Consider the following 14,611-nt stretch of genomic DNA (forward strand, 5'->3'; position numbering starts at 1 on the left):
CGGAGTCGACGCGGCTTCAGATGCCGGAGAGGATCTTCCAGCGGCCATCCTCGAGCCGGAACACCATCTGCTCCAACTCCGCCTCCTTCTGGGGGCGGGGGGTGAGGCTGGGCATGCGCCAGCTCACCTTCCAGTAATAGATGGCGGTGGCCATGTCCTTGCCCACCTGCACCCGGCGCACGTCGAGCTCCACCTTGGGCGACTGGAGCTGCGGGAAGAGCGTCTCCAGGTAAGGCACGAGGTTGGCCGTGTTCAGGTCATCCTCGGGGTCCCCCGGCGTGCCGCCATCCTCGCGGAAGTCCTTGGACACCAGGGCCTGGATGCCCTTCGCGTCGCGTGCCTCAATGGCAGACCGGTACTGCTCCATCACTGACAAAATGGCCCGCGTGTCGGAGGTGTCGTCGATTTCGGTGCCGGGGATGCGCTTCGGAGCGCAGGCGGCCAGGAGGGTCAGGGCGCAGAGAGCGAGGAAGCGGATGAGCATGGCGGGGCCTTACGAAGACAATGGATGAGAAGTCAACCCATTCCCCCGGCCCCACCTGCACTCCGCGTGCCTCAGCCCTTGCGGATGACCTCGGAGATGAACCGGTTGAGCACCGGAATCTCGTTGTCGAGAATCTTGAGGCCCTCGCCCTGGATGATTTTCTCGCCGATGAGCGCCAGCGGCTTCATCAGGAAGGGCAGCTTGAGGGAGATTTCGCCGTCCATCGACCGCTCCGTCTGCCCGGCGCCCAAGTCACGGAAGCGCATGGTGCCGGTGTTCACCAGCATCTTGGAGATGGTGCCCGACGTGGGCGTGTTGGTGAACGTGAGCTCCTTACGGCGCTTGTCGTAGGTGGACGTCTCGATGAAGGCGAACCACTCGGGAGGCACGCGCTTGGGGCCGATGCTCTCGATGACCGGCTTGGGGCGGTAGCGCACCTTGCGCTTCACCAGGTCTCCCTCGGTCTTCACTTCAATCGGCGCCAGCTCCAGCAAGACGCCGTGGTACTTGAGGAGGAACTCGAAGTACCGCTCGTCGAGGAGCGCGCGCTCCACCTCGTCCACCGTCCCCTGGATTCGCTGCCTCGTCTCGAACCGCATCGCTTCCCTCCTGATGGGCTGGCTCGTCGCCGCTGTGTGGGCTGCCTGCCTAGCGGAAAGCGCGGCTAGCGGAAAGCCTGTCGTGGCACCAGGGGCCCCTGGAAGGTCTTCTCCTCGAAATCACACCGCTCCCGCCACTCCTGGGCGGTGGCCTTGAAGGCCGTTCCGAAGTCTGGAAGGACCCCGACCTCGTGGCGCACCGCGCCGCAGTCCCCGGCGAGGTAGGCGGCCTCCACCTTCACGCGCAGGGCCTCCCGGCGGAGGGCCTCCGGCAGCGAACCGTCCGCCAGCGCACGTTGGAGGTATTCGCCGGCGAGGACGGGCGAGCCCACCTGCTGGAGTCGGCGGCCCAGAAGGTAGTTGAGGTACGCGTCCTGGGGCACGGCCTGGAGGGCGCGCGTCAGCATCAGCAGGCGCAGCTCCTCACGCGTCGACTGGAAGTACGCGTCGATGGCCTCGCGTCGCGCGGTGGAGTCCAGCGCCGCGAGCTTCACCTGGGCGGTGCGCGTCAGCTCGGGCGTGGCGTCCAGGGAGAGGACCTCGTCCAGGTAGCGTCGGGCCTGCTCGGGCTGCTGGCGTCGGGCCTCCACGTCCGCGCGGGCCATGGCGACCTCGGCCGCGGTGACGGCCTGGGCCTTGACCTGATGGGCGAGCGTGGCGAGCACGGTGGTGGCCTCGTCGTAGCGCTCCAGCGCGGACAGCGCGGCGGCTTCGCCCAGGCGGAACGAGGGCTCCTCCGGCTGGAGCGAGGCGGCGCGGGTGTAGCGCTCCAGCGCATCCGCGGGGTCTCCCACCAGCGAGGCGCGCGCGGACTCGGTGAGTCGGGCGACTTCGCGGGCGCAGGCGCGGCTGAACAGGCTGCCGGCGCGAAAGCGCGCGAAGGCGCGGGCGATGGCCGTGTCGTCGAGGGGCAGGGCGTCCACGTGGCGTTCCCACTCGGAGACCAGCTCGTCCAGAGGGCGCCCGTAGGCGTCGTCGAAGTCCGCGTGGGCGTAGAGCGCGCGCAGCTTGTCCGCGCCGTAGGTCTCCGCGAGGTAGAGCAGGAAGGAGCCGGCCACGGTGTACGCGCGAGCGGGAGCGGATTGGTAGAAGCCCTGCGGCCCCATCAGCTTGCGCATGTCCGGGGCCAGCTTCTGGCGGCGCATGCCCGCGGCCCACTGGTGCAGGGTGAGGTCGCCCTGGGCGGGGCCGTCGGCGGCGACGGCGAACCCTTCGATGACGCCCATGAGGGGCCAGAGTCCCAGGCGCGTGGTGACTCGGAACGGGCCGCTGCCGGCGGGGGCGGCCATGACGTGCGCCAATTCGTGGTGCAGGGTGGAGTGGGGGAAGGGCTTGTCCTGGATGTGCAGCTCGTACCGCCAGGGCTTGGCGTACTGGGTGCGGCCGGCGCCCACCAGGCGCTGCTTCTCCTCTTCGTTGCGATAGAGCCACACGCGGATGCGCTCGGTGGGGGCCACTCCGAGGAAGCGCTGCACCTGCATCCACCGGAACTCCATGTCACGGGCGAGGCGGTCCACGTCCTCGCGCGACTTGCCCCGGGGGTAGTGGAGGCGGAAGTGCTCCGTGTCGCGCACGCCGCCCAGGGTGTCCGCGAGGTAGGCGTCCGTCATCCGCGTGCGCAGCTGGGGGCCCTTCACCTCCAGGAAGAGGATGGCGGACATGGGGAGCGCGAGCGCCACCAGGCTCCAGGGGCGCACGCTCGCGCGGCGCAGGGTGCCGGCGCCGAGGTCCAGCATCGCGGCGGCGAGCCCCGCCAGGACCCAGGCCCACAGCAGGGTCTCCAGGCGGAACCAGCCCAGCGCGGGCGTCATCACCAGGGCCTCGTCGTAGAGGGGGCCGGGCAGGTGTCCCAGGAAGTGGTTGAAGGCGAAGACCTGGGGACCGGCGACGATGGGCCACACGGTGGGGACGAGCGACAGCAGGACGAGCAGCACGTGCAGTGCCACCCCCCGGGAGGGCCGCCGGGCCTTGAAGCCGCAGAGGACTCCCGACGCCGAGGCCAGCACGGCCGAGGGGAGGGTGAGCATGGGATAGAAACCCACCAGCTCGAAGGGGTCGCACGAGGTGCGCAGCCAGGCGAAGACGGTGGAGGCGAGAAAGGGGGGGATGAGCGCGCCGACGTTGAGGACGAGGGCGGCGCCCAGGGCTCGACCCACCGCGGCGCCGGGGCTCTGGGGGACGGCGGCGGCCGGGGGCCTGGGGTCCTGGCCCAGAATGATGCGGCGCTCCTGGAAGGCGGCGGCGACGCCTGGACCCCCGCCGAGCAGGCCCACGGCGATGGCCAGGGCGAGGCTCAATTCGAAGCCGGGGACCCCGAAGAGGGGGAGGAGGACGAGGGCCGAGCCGCCGCCCGCCAGCAGGAGCAGGGGGGCCAGGACGGCCGGGCGGCGCGACAGAGCGCGGGCACGGGTGAGGACTTGCTCCATGGCCTCACCTATACTCCCCAGCCGCATGTCCGAACAGAAGACAGGTCCCGAGCACCGCCAGCACGGGCGCGCGCCCATCGAGCTGAAGGTCGACTACAAGAAGCTCAACTCGTTCTTCGCGGACTACACGAAGAACATCAGCAAGGGTGGCACGTTCATCAAGACGAAGAAGCCGCTGCCCATCGGCACGCGCTTCCTCTTCAAGCTGACGGTGCCGCACCGGGAGGCGCCCTTCGAGTTGTTGGGCGAGGTGGTGTGGTCCAAGGCGGACGGCGACGAGCCGGGCATGGGCATCCGCTTCATCTACAGCAGTGATTCGCAGCGGGTGGAGTTCGAGACGGTGGTGGAGCGGCTGATGTCCGACAGTCTCGGGCCGGAGCTCACCGAGAAGTTGCTCAACAAGCCGCTGCATCCCCAGCATCCATGAAGACGCCTCGTTGGCTCGCGCCCCTGCTCCTTCCGCTGCTGCTGGGCGCCTGCCAGCAGGAAGCGCAGGGCCAACAGCCTTCCACGCCTCCGGCCCCCGTGCGACCGCCTGTCACCGACGTCACCTCGAAGGACTATGTGAGCCCGCCGTTGCCGCGTGCGCATGTGCGGCTCAAGGACGCCTTTGGCGGGGTGCATCGGGTGGAGGTGGAGGTCGCCGCCACGCCGGATTCGCGTCAGCGCGGGTTGATGTGGCGCACGGACCTGGCGGAGGGGAAGGGCATGTTGTTCCTCTTCCCGTCGCAGGAGATGCAGGGCTTCTGGATGCGCAACACGCTCATCTCCCTGGACATCATCTTCATCACCTCGGACCTGCACATCGCGGGGGTGGTGTCGCGCGCGGTGCCGAAGACGCTCGACTCGCGTTCGGTGGGTGCGCCCAGTCAGTACGTGCTGGAGGTGCCCGCGGGCTGGGCGGAGAAGAAGGGCGTGCGCAAGGGCGCGCAGGTGGAGTTCGAGGGCGTGTCGACCATCAGCATCGCCCCCTGACTTCGGTGCTCGTTGCGCGTGCGTGACGTTGCGCGCGCGTGACGTGATGAAGAAGTGACGCACTGAACAAGCCGCTGCCACATGGCCTCCTCAGGATGCGCTCGCGCCCGGACACGCTCGTGTCGGGCGCGAAACCCCTGGAGGAAGTGCTTCATGTCTTCACGACTGCTGCGGCTCGCGACCGGCGCGATGCTTCTGGGTAGCACCCTGTCCATCACCGCTTGCGAAGGTGACACGGGCCCCGCCGGTCCCGCTGGCTCGAATGGCCAGGACGGCTCGGATGGACAGCCCGGCACCCCTGGTGACGATGGCGACCCCGGCGAGAACGGTGGGCCCGGCCCCGCGGGCCCCGGTTCCCAGGGACAGCCTGGCCCCGGTGCCGTGACGCGCGCCCCCGGTGTGGAGGCCGGCACTCCACTGTCTTCCGTCATCGCGCTTACGTTCCGTGGAGACCTGGGCACCGGTGCGACGAACCTCGCGGAGTACGTGAAGGCTCGCGTGGACCAGTTCGTCGCTGGCTCGCTGCCGACGCCGCTCGTCTTCCCCTTGCCTCCCGCGTCGACCGACTCGGTGCGCACGGTGCCGGGCCTGTTCTCCTCCACGGTCATCAAGTGGATGGACCCCATCACCTTCAGCAAGACGGGCGCTCGTTTCGGCGCCAACGTCGACTACATCGCGTTCTTCGGTGACGGCTGGTCCGCCCAGGGTAACGCGCCCCAGTTCAAGGGGAGCGGCTCGGCGGGATGGATGTGGATCAACCACGAGTACATCTCCGGCACGAAGCCCCGCGTCGGCACCGCGCCCATCGGCCAGCACCTGGACTTCGCGCGCTTCCTGCGCAACAGCGGGACGTTGTCCAACTCGGTGACGGATGGCACCACATGGCAGGACGACGCGCTCATCGCCTACAACAAGGAATGGAAGAAGCAGGTGGGCGGCACCTGGATTCGCGTGGTGCAGGACCCGGCCACCGGCGAGTGGGCCGTGGACCGCAACGCGGGCAACCTGCGCTACGACGCCTCCAGCACGACGCTGGCGAAAGTCGTCGGCATGACGCTGTCCGGCGTGGACCGTGACGACTCCGGCGCCGACCTGGCCTCGGGCGTGGTCGCCGGCACGCACTCCAACTGCTCCGGCGGACAGACGCCGTGGGGCACCATCTTCACGGGCGAGGAGAACGTGCAGGGCGTCTACGGCGATCCGGAAGGCGGCCTGTGGACCGGGAAGAACGACTGGATTCCCAACGCGCCGGGCATGGTGACGGGGGCTCCGCTCGCGCCCGACTTCTCGTCCCCCACGTCGGGCGACATGATCAGCTCCGACTCTCGCTCGTCGCACCGGAAGGACGGCTACGGCTTCCTCACCGAAATCGACCCGGGCCAGCCGGCGGACCTCTGGTACGGCAAGGACGCGTCGAAGCCCGGCGCGGGCCACCGCAAGCTCGGTGTCATGGGCCGCGCCCACTGGGAGAACGCGGCCTTCGTCGTCGACGCGAACTGGAAACTGCTCGTCGACCAGCCCATCGTCATCTACGGCGGCGATGACCGCCGAGGCGGGCGCATCTTCAAGTTCGTCTCCAGCCGTCCGTACACGGCGGGCATGACGAAGGCGGAGATTCGCGCGCTGCTCGACCAGGGCACGCTCTACGCCGCGCACTTCGCCGGCCTGGACAACGGCACGGGGGACACGCTGGTGGGCGGTGTCATCCCCACCGAGCAGGCGCCAGGACAGGGGCGCTGGGTGGCGCTGAGCCTGGACAGCGCGGACCTCGCGCCGAACGGCGAGGCGCTCGGGCAGCCGACGATGACGGTGGGCACCGCGCTGCGCGACGTCAGCTACAACGCCATCGGCGGCTTCACGGACGACGACCAGGTGCGCAAGCTGCTGTGGACGGCGGCGAACAAGGTCGGCGTCATGGAACTCAACCGTCCCGAGGACCTCGAGTGGAACCCGAAGGACCCCGGCGGCACGCCGCTGCTGTACGTGGCCTTCACCGAGCACGGCGACCCGACGGCGCTGGACCAGCAGGGCCGTGTCGCCACCGCCACGCGAGGGCCTGATGGGGCCTGGGTGACGAAGGCGCGCGGCGCCACGGACAACCGGGCGACGGACCGGGTGGGCTCCATCTTCGGCATGCGCGAGGCCAACCCGGCGGCACCGGGCGGCTCGCGGACGTTCACCTTCTTCCGCGTGTGGAAGGGCGAGACGGCGGCGACGAGCGCCACGCCGGAGTTCTCCGCGGCCAAGCCGGACAACCTCGCCATCGACCGTGACGGCGGGGTGTGGTTCGGCACCGACGGCAACTTCGGCGTCAACAAGGTGGCCGACGGCATCTACTACCTGAACCAGAGCCCGGCGCATCGGGACAGCGCGTACTTCCGCAAGGCCTTCCGCGTGCTGTCCATGCCGAGCGACGCGGAGGCCACCGGCCCCGCGTTCAGCGCGGACATGAAGACCCTGTTCGTCAGCGTCCAGCATCCGGGCGAGGACAGCTACAGCGTCTGGCCGTAGTCGCGCGCCCGTCCAGGAGAACGACACCCATGCCCATCATGTCGAAGGGAGGCGCCAGAGGCGTCCTCGTCCTGTGCCTCGCGCTGGGAAGCCTGCTCGCCTCCGCGGGGGTGTGGAGGCAGCGTGGTTCCACGCGCATCCCCGAGCCTCCCTTCGACCCGCTCGCGCAAGCCCTGGCGAGCGGGAGCACCGTGGCCAACCGCGAGGCCCCCATTCCGTCCATGTGTTACACGAAGACGGAAGGTGTCTCGAACCCCTGCTGGACGTGCCACACCGGGGGCGTCGGCTTCAACGTCATGGACGACGAGTCCCTGCAGGCCGAGTACGCCTTCAGCGACGTGGGCCTGCTGAACCAGTGGAGCAACCTCTTCGTCGACCGTACCGCCGCGCTCGCGGACATCTCCGACGACGAGGTGCTGAAGTACATCCGCGAGGACAACTACGCGTCACTGCGCGAGTCATTGCTCCAGCGTCCCGGTGGCTTCAAGGGCTGGGTGCCGGACCTGAACCTCTCGCGAGGCTTCGACGCGGAGGGCTTCGCGCTCGACGGAAGCGGCTGGCGAGCCGTCCGCTACAAGCCGTTTCTCGGCACGTTCTGGCCGACGAATGGAAACACGGACGACGTCTTCATCCGGCTCCCGGAGGTGTTCCAGCGCGACGCCGACGGAAGGCTCTCGCGAGACGTGTACCGGCTCAACCTCGCCATCCTCGAAGCGGCGATGACGGTGGACCCCGGGCTGCTGGAGGTGGCGGCGGCGCGGCGACGGGTGGAGCCGGTGGACGAGCGCTCGGGAGGCGTGGATGTGAATGGGGACGGCGTGTTGACCTCCGGTGTCGAGGAGGTGCGCGGCCTGCCGAAGACCTACGCGGGAGGCGCCGCGAAAATCGCCGTGCGCCGGGACTTCTATCCGCGCGGCGTCGAGTTCCTCCACACCGTGCGGTACGTGGACCCGGATGCGCCCACGTTGTTGTCGGCGCGCATGAAGGAGGTCCGCTACTCGCGCAAGGACGAGGAGTACGCGGGAGACCAGGTGATGGCCTTCTATGCGGCGGAGCAGGAGAAGAAGATGCGCAACCGGCTGCCCGCGTTTCCTGGCACGCCCGAGCTGGGGCTCATCAACGAGTTCGGCTGGCGCCTCCAGGGCTTCATCGAGGACGCGAAGGGCCGCCTGCGGGTGCAGACGTTGGAGGAGCACGCGTTCTGCATGGGCTGTCACACCAACCTGGGCGTGACGGTGGACCAGACCTTCGGATTCCCGCGCAAGGTGCCGGGCAGGGAAGGGTGGCGGCATCAAGACCTGCGCGGCATCCCCGACGTGCCACAGGTGGGCCACGCGAAGCCGGAGGTGCTCACGTACTTCGAGCGGGTGAAGGGCGGCGACGAGTTCCGCGCGAACGAGGAGCTGCTCACGCGCTTCTTTCCGAAAGGCACGGTGGATGAGACGTCCGTGCGCCGGGCCGCGCGGGGAGGGGACAAGGACCTGGCATGGCTGCTGACGCCGTCGCGCGAGCGGGCCGTGGCCCTGGGCCGCGCGTACATGGTGCTGGTGCGCGAGCAGGGCTTCACGAAGGGCCGCGACACGCTGCTGGCGCCTCCGAGGAACGTGCTGCCCCAGGTGGAGAACGGCTCCACGGGACTGGAAGACGCGGGCCTCATCTTCGAGGACGGTCGCCTGCACCTCGCGTGGGAGTGAGCCGGGCCTACTTCGCCGTGTGGCGCTCCACGAGCTCGGTGGCGCGCAGCAGCAACTGCTTCATGGTGACGGTGCCCAGGAACTCGCCCTGTGCATCCGTCACCACCACGGGGTCGTAGACGGCCTCCGGCGCGCGCGCCATCGCCAGTCCGACGAGCGCCGTCACCGCCATCTGGTCCTCGACCACCAGCGGAAGCTCTTGCCGCCCGCCGCCCGCCGCGAGGCTCCGCCGTGTCACCAGCGTCTGGGGCCGCGCGCCGTCCAGCACCACCACGTGGTCCACCTGCGGCGCATCGCGGAAGAGGTTCGTCACCGCCTCTGACGTCGCCGTCGCATCGGCCGTGGCCCGGCGAATGACGAGACCTCCCACCGTGCTGTCATCCGCGCGCTCGCGCAGGAGCAGCGCGCGCATGGCCACGCGACGTCGCGCCTCGAAGGCTTCGGTGGGACGTCCGGGAATCGGCGCGGGACGGGCGAGCAGATATCCCTGCGCGTGACGGATGCCCAGCCGCAGCAGCACCGTCATCTCCTCCCACGTCTCCACGCCCTCGGCGATGAGGATGGCGTCGACGCTGGAGGAGAACGCCACCAGCGACTTCACCAGGTGCTGCCGGTAGTCGTGCAGGTGGATGTCCCGCACCAGGGCCTGGTCCAGCTTGATGAAGCGCGGCACGCAGTGCACCAGCGTCACCAGTCCGGAGTGTCCCGCGCCGAAGTCATCCAGCGCGAGCCCGAAGCCCTGCTCCGAGCACTCACGCGTCAGGCGCTGCAGCAGCGCGCCATCCTCGATGACCGCCTTCTCGGTGAGCTCCAGCACCAGATGCCGGGGCCCCAGCCCGTGCCGCTCCAGGAGCGCCAGCGTGGAGCCATCCCCGAAGCGCGGGTCGCTCAACACGTCCGGACTCACGTTGAAGAAGAAGGGCGCGCGCCGCTGGTCCTCCGGCAACGTGGAGATGCGGCGCAGCGCGGACGTCCAGCACGCGCGCTCCAGCTCCCACGTGTAGCCCGACATCCTCGCGTGCGTGAACAGCTCGTGCGGTGACTCGAGCGTTCCCTGTCCGCGCGACAGCACCTCGTGTCCGATGACCTCGCCATCTCGCAAGTCGACGATGGGCTGGAAGGCGGAAGTCACCCCGGGCTCGGAGCCGTTCCACAACCAGAGAGGAATCGGACCGGGCTGTCGGACGAGGGGGTGGGTCATGACGGGGCAAATGTTACCTGACGGTACCCACGTCTACAGTTCATGCCTGCGCACTACCGTCACAACTCTTACTCAGCGTACGAGCCGACGGCCTCCCACCGGCTCGATTGGCCCTGACATCCGGGGAATCCTGCTCATGGGACGCGAATTCGAGAATCCGCGCCTGCTTCGGAGGGCCCCTCCTCGACGGGTTGGACCGGGTTGACAGCCGAGGGCGACTCCGTCCGGACGGGCTCGGGGACCTGGGCCAGCGTCGCCTGGGTGGCCACCGCGTCCAGGCTCTGACCTTCTTCCCACTGCACGGAGGACAGCGCGCGGAACCGACGCGCGAGCGATGACAACTCCGCGGCCTTGAGCTGGGCCTGTCCACTGCGCAGCGACAGCAGTGCCACGCGCGCGCGCTCCAGCAGGGCGACTTCCGCGCGCAGCCTCGCGAGGATTCGCTCGCGTCGCAGCTTGAGTTCTCCCAGCCGCTCGACCTCTTCCGCCAGCGACGCGGCCGCGGACTCCAACTGTCGACGCGCCACCGCATCCGTGCTGGCCTTGGCGCTGCGTTCCAGCTCCGCGCGCTCGGCCTGCAGCTCCGCCTGGGCGCGCTCCTCGAGCTGCGCTTCCACGCCGGCCCACTCGGAGGCCAGCTCCACCGCGTCGCGAGTGATGCGCGCCAGCGTGCGGGCCAGCTCCTCTCGCGCGGGCTCTCGCGGCAACAACGCGAGCGACTGACCGCACTGGCGATACAGCGCGAGCGCGCGCTCACACTGCGTCCGGAAGTCACCGGCCAGTCGGGGAATCAGCTCCTCGGCGCGGGCCTCCACGGGGTCCGCGGTGAGGGCCAGGTGCGCGGCCACCGAACTCAGCCCCACGAAGAGTCCCAGGATGGCGCCCGTTGCTCCCGCCGCGAGCAGCGCGGGCGTGGCCAGGTCCGCCAGCCGCGCGGAGAACACGCGGGCAATCTCCACGCCGCCCAGCGTGAGCCCCGCGCTCAGCAGCGCGCCGAGTCCCAGGTGCACGAGGGTGGGGCGCGCCTCCGCCACCTGTCCCTCCACGCCCTTTTCGCTCAGCCGCGCGCGCACCAGCAGAGAGCCCGCCGCCGCCGCGCTGCACGCCACCGTCCAGGCGGGCGCCATTCCCAGCGCATACGGCACCGCCGTCAGCACCACACCCAGTCCCCCCAGGAGGATGCGGTCCCAGCGGTCTCCCTGGGCACACGCCAGCACCACGGCGGCGGGCACGAGCCAGGCCAGCGGCAAGGGCAGTCCGATGCGAGCGGTGACGAGCTGCAACAGGCCCGCGCCGGCCCCCGCGGCGAGGGCGCGCGTCACGGTGCGCTCAAAGGCTTCGCGGTGGTGCAACTGCAAAATGGTGGCGTTCATCGACACTCCGGACCCGGAGGAGGCCCAAGGGACTCCCCCTTTCACGTACGGGCGAATTAAAAGGTCTGCCGGATGAAAGCCCCCCCTGTCCCCGTGGTGATGCGCGCGCTGGTCCTCAAGGCCTATGACGGGCGGCCGGAATCCCTCCAGGTGGAGCGCCGCGCCGTTCCCCGACCTTCCGCGAAGCAGGTGCTGGTGCGCATGGCGGCGTCGCCGATCAACCCGGCGGACCTCCAGTTCGTGCGGGGCCAGTACGGGGTGCGCAACGCGCTGCCCACGGTGCCGGGCTTCGAGGGCAGTGGCACGGTGGTGGCCTCGGGAGGCCTGGCGGGGCAGTTGCTCGTGGGGCGTCGCGTCGCGTGTGTCGCGCCCGTGGGCGGAGATGGCCTGTGGGCGGAGTACGCGGCGGTGCCGTTGCAGCAGTGCATCCCCCTGCGCGCGCACATCACCTTCGAGCAGGGCGCCAGCCTCTTCGTGAATCCCTTCACCGCGTGGGTGCTGATGGAGCGCGCGCGCGAGGGCGCGCACGTGGCCCTGGCGCAGACGGGCGCGGCGAGCAGCGTGGGTCGGATGCTGGGCGCGCTGGCGCGGCGGCGAGGTGTGCCCATGGTGCACGTGGTGCGGCGCGCGGAGCAGGTGGAGCTGTTGCGCGGACTGGGCGCGGAGCACGTGCTGAGCAGCGACGAGCCGGAGTTCCAGGAGCGGCTGCGCCTCATGTGTCACCAGCTCAAGGTGTCACTCGCCTTCGACGCGGTGGCGGGGCGACTGACGGGCCAGTTGTTGGGTGCCTTGCCCGAGGGCGGTCGCGTGACGGTGTATGGCGCGCTGTCGGAGCAGGAGTGCCGCTTCGACCCGGGTGATGTCATCTTCGGGCGCAAGACGGTGGACGGCTTCGCGCTCTCGGAGTGGGCGCGCCGGGGCTTCGGCCGCGAGCAGCTCAAGGCGCTGATGGGGGTGCCGTCGCTGGTGGGTCGCGAGTTGGAGACGCCGGTGCGCGCGCGGCTGCCGCTGGAGTCGGCGGGGGATGCGGTGCGCATCGCCTCGGCGGACATGACGTCCGGCAAGGTGCTCTTCATGCCGGAGCAGGGGTCGATGGTGTGAAGGCCGCTCAGGCCTTGTCGCGGGAGATGGGGCCGAGCTTCGCCTTCGTCACCCGCAGGTAGTCAGCCGGCGCCAGCACCAGCTGCGTGCCGCGCACGCCCGCGGACACGGCCACCTCGTCGAACAGCTCCAGCGTCTCATCGACGTAGACGGGATAGTCCTTCTTCCCGCCGATGGCCGTGCAGCCGCCGCGCACATAGCCGGTGAGTGGCTGGAGTTCCTTCAGCGGCACGGTGTCCACCTTGCGGTCTCCGCTCAGTCGGGCCAGCGCCTTGAGGTCCAGCTCCGCGTTGCCGGGCACCACCGCCATCAGCACGCCGGTGCGGTCGCCCCGCGCGACGAGCGTCTTGAAGACCTGCTCCGGTGGCATGCCCACCTTGGCGGCCACCGACTCCGCGGAGAGGTCCTCCGGGTCCACCTCGTAGTCGCGCAGCGAGTACTTCACGCCCAATGAGTCGAGCAGCCGCGCGGCGTTCGTCTTCATGGCCTCAGACTCCGAGCACCGCGGCCGCCGCCTTCACCCGCGCGAGTGCGTCCTCGGGCGTGGTGCCCACCGCGGACAGGTGTCCCATCTTCCGGCCCTTGCGCGCGTCGCGCTTGCCATACAGGTGCAGGCGCACGCCGGGCAGCGCCAGCGCGTCCTCGAACCGGGGGCCGCCTTCGCGCAGCCACAAGTCCCCGAGCAGGTTGACGATGGCCGCGGGACGCACCACCTCCACCGAACCCAGGGGCAGGTTGCACGCCGCGCGCACCGCCTGCTCGAACTGCGAGGTGAGGCAGGCCACCTCCGTCGAGTGGAAGCTGTTGTGCGGACGCGGCGCCAGCTCGTTCACCAGCACGGTGCCGTCGCGCAGCAGGAACAGCTCCAGCACCAGCAGGCCCTCCACCTGGAGCGCCTCGGTGATGTCGCGGGCCAGCTCCGTGGCTCGTTCGGCGACGCCGGCCGGCAGCGGGCCGGGCAACAGCGACCACGCGAGGATGCGCTCCTCGTGGTGGTTGAACGCGGGCGGGTACACCGCCAGCTCGCCCTTCGGACTGCGCGCCACCAGCACGGACAGCTCCGACTGGAGGTCCAGCGCGGCCTCCACCACGACGGAGCGCTCACCCAGCTCGCGCCATGCGGCGGGAGCCTCGGCGGGCGTCTTGACTTCCACCTGACCGCGCCCGTCGTAGCCGCCCTCGCTCGACTTCACGAAGCACCGACCGCCCAGCGCCTGGATGGCCTGGGCCAGCTCGTCGGCCGAGTGCGCCTCACGCCACGGCCCCACGGGAAAGCCTCCCTTCGCGAGCCAGCCCTTCTGTCGGCCTCGGTGCTGGATGACGTGCAGCACGGACGCGCCCGGACGCATGGGCGTGTGGCGGGCCACCGCCTCCAGCGTGGCCAGCGGCACCTTCTCGATTTCGAGCGTCACGGTGTCGCAGCCCTTCGCCAGCTCCTCGGCGGCGGCGATGTCCGCGAAGGAAGCGGTGAGGCAGCGGTCGACGACGGAGCGCGCGGGGCACGTCGCGTCCGGGTCCAACGCCTGCACCTGGAAGCCGAGCGTGCGCGCGGCCAGCGCCATCATCCGCCCGAGCTGCCCCCCACCGAGGATGCCAATCGTCCCGCCGGGGAGCACCACGCGAGGGCTCATGACAGCTCCCGGTGGGCCATGACTTCGTCGGTGCGCGCCTTGCGCCAGGCGGCCAGCCGCTCGCGCACCTCCGGGTACTTCAGCGCGAGGATGGCCGCGGCGTGCAGGGCGGCGTTGGCCGCGCCCGGCTTGCCAATGGCCTGCGTCCCCACGGGCACACCCTTGGGCATCTGGACGATGGAGAGCAGCGCGTCGATGCCGTTGAGCAGCGTGGTGGGCATGGGCACGCCGATGACGGGCAGCAGCGTCTTCGCGGACACCATGCCCGGCAGGTGGGCGGCGCCACCGGCGGCGGCGATGATGAGCGACAGGCCCCGCGACTCGGCCGTGGACGCGTACTCCATCATCCAGTCCGGCGTGCGATGCGCGGAGACCACCCGCACCTCGTGGGGGATGCCCAGCTCCTTCAGCACGTCGATGCCCGGCTGCAGGTACTCGAGGTCACTCTTGCCGCCCATGATGACCCCGACCCAAGGGGTGTTTCCGCTCGCCATTCGGTCCACGCCTCCGTGCCTCCAGCCGAAGGCGGGAGGAACGCGGAGATAGGGCCGGGCGATTCCGACGGTCAACCTGGAAGTCACCCTTCGCGCCCGCGTGCACGGTGGGTGCGCTCGCT

General features: G+C 70.0%; 13 protein-coding genes. 5 read left to right on the plus strand and 8 right to left on the minus strand.

What is annotated here, in order from left to right; all coding sequences use genetic code 11:
• Window positions 1-16: 16 nt before the first annotated feature.
• From HUA76_RS20445 to HUA76_RS20455, 3 genes are all read right to left on the minus strand, one after another.
• On the minus strand, window positions 17-484 hold the full coding sequence (locus HUA76_RS20445; RefSeq protein WP_141647395.1) for a nuclear transport factor 2 family protein: 468 nt from the start codon (window positions 482-484) through the stop codon (window positions 17-19).
• Window positions 485-555: 71 nt separating this feature from the next.
• On the minus strand, window positions 556-1,083 hold the full coding sequence (locus tag HUA76_RS20450) for a hypothetical protein (protein ID WP_141647394.1): 528 nt from the start codon (window positions 1,081-1,083) through the stop codon (window positions 556-558).
• Window positions 1,084-1,148: 65 nt separating this feature from the next.
• A complete protein-coding gene (locus HUA76_RS20455; protein ID WP_174461830.1) occupies window positions 1,149-3,509 on the minus strand; it encodes a tetratricopeptide repeat protein in 2,361 nt (786 codons plus the stop codon).
• Between the two features lie 25 nt (window positions 3,510-3,534).
• Between HUA76_RS20455 and plpQ the strand changes: the two genes are divergently transcribed.
• The 4 genes from plpQ to HUA76_RS20475 all read left to right on the plus strand — a co-directional run bounded on the left by plpQ (window position 3,535) and on the right by HUA76_RS20475 (window position 8,689).
• A complete protein-coding gene (gene plpQ, locus HUA76_RS20460) occupies window positions 3,535-3,936 on the plus strand; it encodes a motility regulator PlpA (protein ID WP_141647970.1) in 402 nt (133 codons plus the stop codon).
• Window positions 3,933-4,484: a DUF192 domain-containing protein gene (locus HUA76_RS20465; protein ID WP_174461831.1), complete on the plus strand. Its 552-nt coding sequence runs from the start codon at window positions 3,933-3,935 to the stop codon at window positions 4,482-4,484. The genes plpQ and HUA76_RS20465 overlap by 4 nt, the downstream gene beginning before the upstream one ends.
• Before the next feature lie 153 nt (window positions 4,485-4,637).
• The gene (locus HUA76_RS20470; RefSeq protein ID WP_174461832.1) at window positions 4,638-6,995 is read left to right on the plus strand and encodes an alkaline phosphatase PhoX; all 2,358 of its coding nucleotides are present in this window, start codon (window positions 4,638-4,640) and stop codon (window positions 6,993-6,995) included.
• 29 nt (window positions 6,996-7,024) lie between these two features.
• A complete protein-coding gene (locus HUA76_RS20475; protein ID WP_174461833.1) occupies window positions 7,025-8,689 on the plus strand; it encodes a hypothetical protein in 1,665 nt (554 codons plus the stop codon).
• 7 nt (window positions 8,690-8,696) lie between these two features.
• Here HUA76_RS20475 and HUA76_RS20480 read toward each other — a convergent pair whose 3' ends face one another.
• Window positions 8,697-9,890, minus strand: coding sequence for an EAL domain-containing protein (locus tag HUA76_RS20480; protein ID WP_141647974.1), 1,194 nt, complete (start codon window positions 9,888-9,890; stop codon window positions 8,697-8,699).
• A gap of 134 nt (window positions 9,891-10,024) precedes the next feature.
• Window positions 10,025-11,263, minus strand: a complete 1,239-nt coding sequence (locus tag HUA76_RS20485; RefSeq protein ID WP_174461834.1) for a hypothetical protein — start codon at window positions 11,261-11,263, stop codon at window positions 10,025-10,027.
• 72 nt (window positions 11,264-11,335) lie between these two features.
• On the opposite strand from HUA76_RS20485, the gene HUA76_RS20490 reads away from it, so the two are divergent.
• Window positions 11,336-12,364 carry a zinc-binding dehydrogenase gene (locus HUA76_RS20490; protein WP_174461835.1) on the plus strand — a complete coding sequence of 343 codons (1,029 nt, stop codon included), beginning with the start codon at window positions 11,336-11,338 and terminating at the stop codon, window positions 12,362-12,364.
• A 7-nt stretch (window positions 12,365-12,371) separates the two neighbouring features.
• On the opposite strand, the gene ybaK is transcribed toward HUA76_RS20490, so the two are convergent.
• From ybaK to purE, 3 genes are read right to left on the minus strand one after another with little or no spacing between them, the layout of a single operon-like run.
• A complete protein-coding gene (gene ybaK / locus HUA76_RS20495; protein ID WP_141647976.1) occupies window positions 12,372-12,848 on the minus strand; it encodes a Cys-tRNA(Pro) deacylase in 477 nt (158 codons plus the stop codon).
• A gap of 4 nt (window positions 12,849-12,852) precedes the next feature.
• Window positions 12,853-13,995, minus strand: a complete 1,143-nt coding sequence (gene purK / locus HUA76_RS20500) for a 5-(carboxyamino)imidazole ribonucleotide synthase (protein ID WP_141647977.1) — start codon at window positions 13,993-13,995, stop codon at window positions 12,853-12,855.
• Entirely contained in the window at window positions 13,992-14,489 is a 498-nt protein-coding gene (gene purE / locus HUA76_RS20505) for a 5-(carboxyamino)imidazole ribonucleotide mutase (protein ID WP_141647982.1), read from the minus strand. The genes purK and purE overlap by 4 nt, the downstream gene beginning before the upstream one ends.
• Between the last annotated feature and the right edge of the window lie 122 nt (window positions 14,490-14,611).

The sequence above is a fragment of the Myxococcus sp. CA056 genome (assembly GCF_013336715.1).
GTDB lineage: Bacteria > Myxococcota > Myxococcia > Myxococcales > Myxococcaceae > Myxococcus > Myxococcus llanfairpwllgwyngyllgogerychwyrndrobwllllantysiliogogogochensis.

Coding starts and splice junctions, on each gene's coding strand:
- purK (WP_141647977.1), bottom strand. CDS start 13,995: ATGAGCCCTCGCGTGGTGCTCCCCGGCGGGACGATTGGCATCCTCGGT.
- HUA76_RS20445 (WP_141647395.1), bottom strand. CDS start 484: ATGCTCATCCGCTTCCTCGCTCTCTGCGCCCTGACCCTCCTGGCCGCC.
- ybaK (WP_141647976.1), bottom strand. CDS start 12,848: ATGAAGACGAACGCCGCGCGGCTGCTCGACTCATTGGGCGTGAAGTAC.
- HUA76_RS20465 (WP_174461831.1), top strand. CDS start 3,933: ATGAAGACGCCTCGTTGGCTCGCGCCCCTGCTCCTTCCGCTGCTGCTG.
- HUA76_RS20480 (WP_141647974.1), bottom strand. CDS start 9,890: ATGACCCACCCCCTCGTCCGACAGCCCGGTCCGATTCCTCTCTGGTTG.
- plpQ (WP_141647970.1), top strand. CDS start 3,535: ATGTCCGAACAGAAGACAGGTCCCGAGCACCGCCAGCACGGGCGCGCG.
- purE (WP_141647982.1), bottom strand. CDS start 14,489: ATGGCGAGCGGAAACACCCCTTGGGTCGGGGTCATCATGGGCGGCAAG.
- HUA76_RS20470 (WP_174461832.1), top strand. CDS start 4,638: ATGTCTTCACGACTGCTGCGGCTCGCGACCGGCGCGATGCTTCTGGGT.
- HUA76_RS20485 (WP_174461834.1), bottom strand. CDS start 11,263: ATGAACGCCACCATTTTGCAGTTGCACCACCGCGAAGCCTTTGAGCGC.
- HUA76_RS20490 (WP_174461835.1), top strand. CDS start 11,336: ATGAAAGCCCCCCCTGTCCCCGTGGTGATGCGCGCGCTGGTCCTCAAG.
- HUA76_RS20455 (WP_174461830.1), bottom strand. CDS start 3,509: ATGGAGCAAGTCCTCACCCGTGCCCGCGCTCTGTCGCGCCGCCCGGCC.
- HUA76_RS20475 (WP_174461833.1), top strand. CDS start 7,025: ATGCCCATCATGTCGAAGGGAGGCGCCAGAGGCGTCCTCGTCCTGTGC.
- HUA76_RS20450 (WP_141647394.1), bottom strand. CDS start 1,083: ATGCGGTTCGAGACGAGGCAGCGAATCCAGGGGACGGTGGACGAGGTG.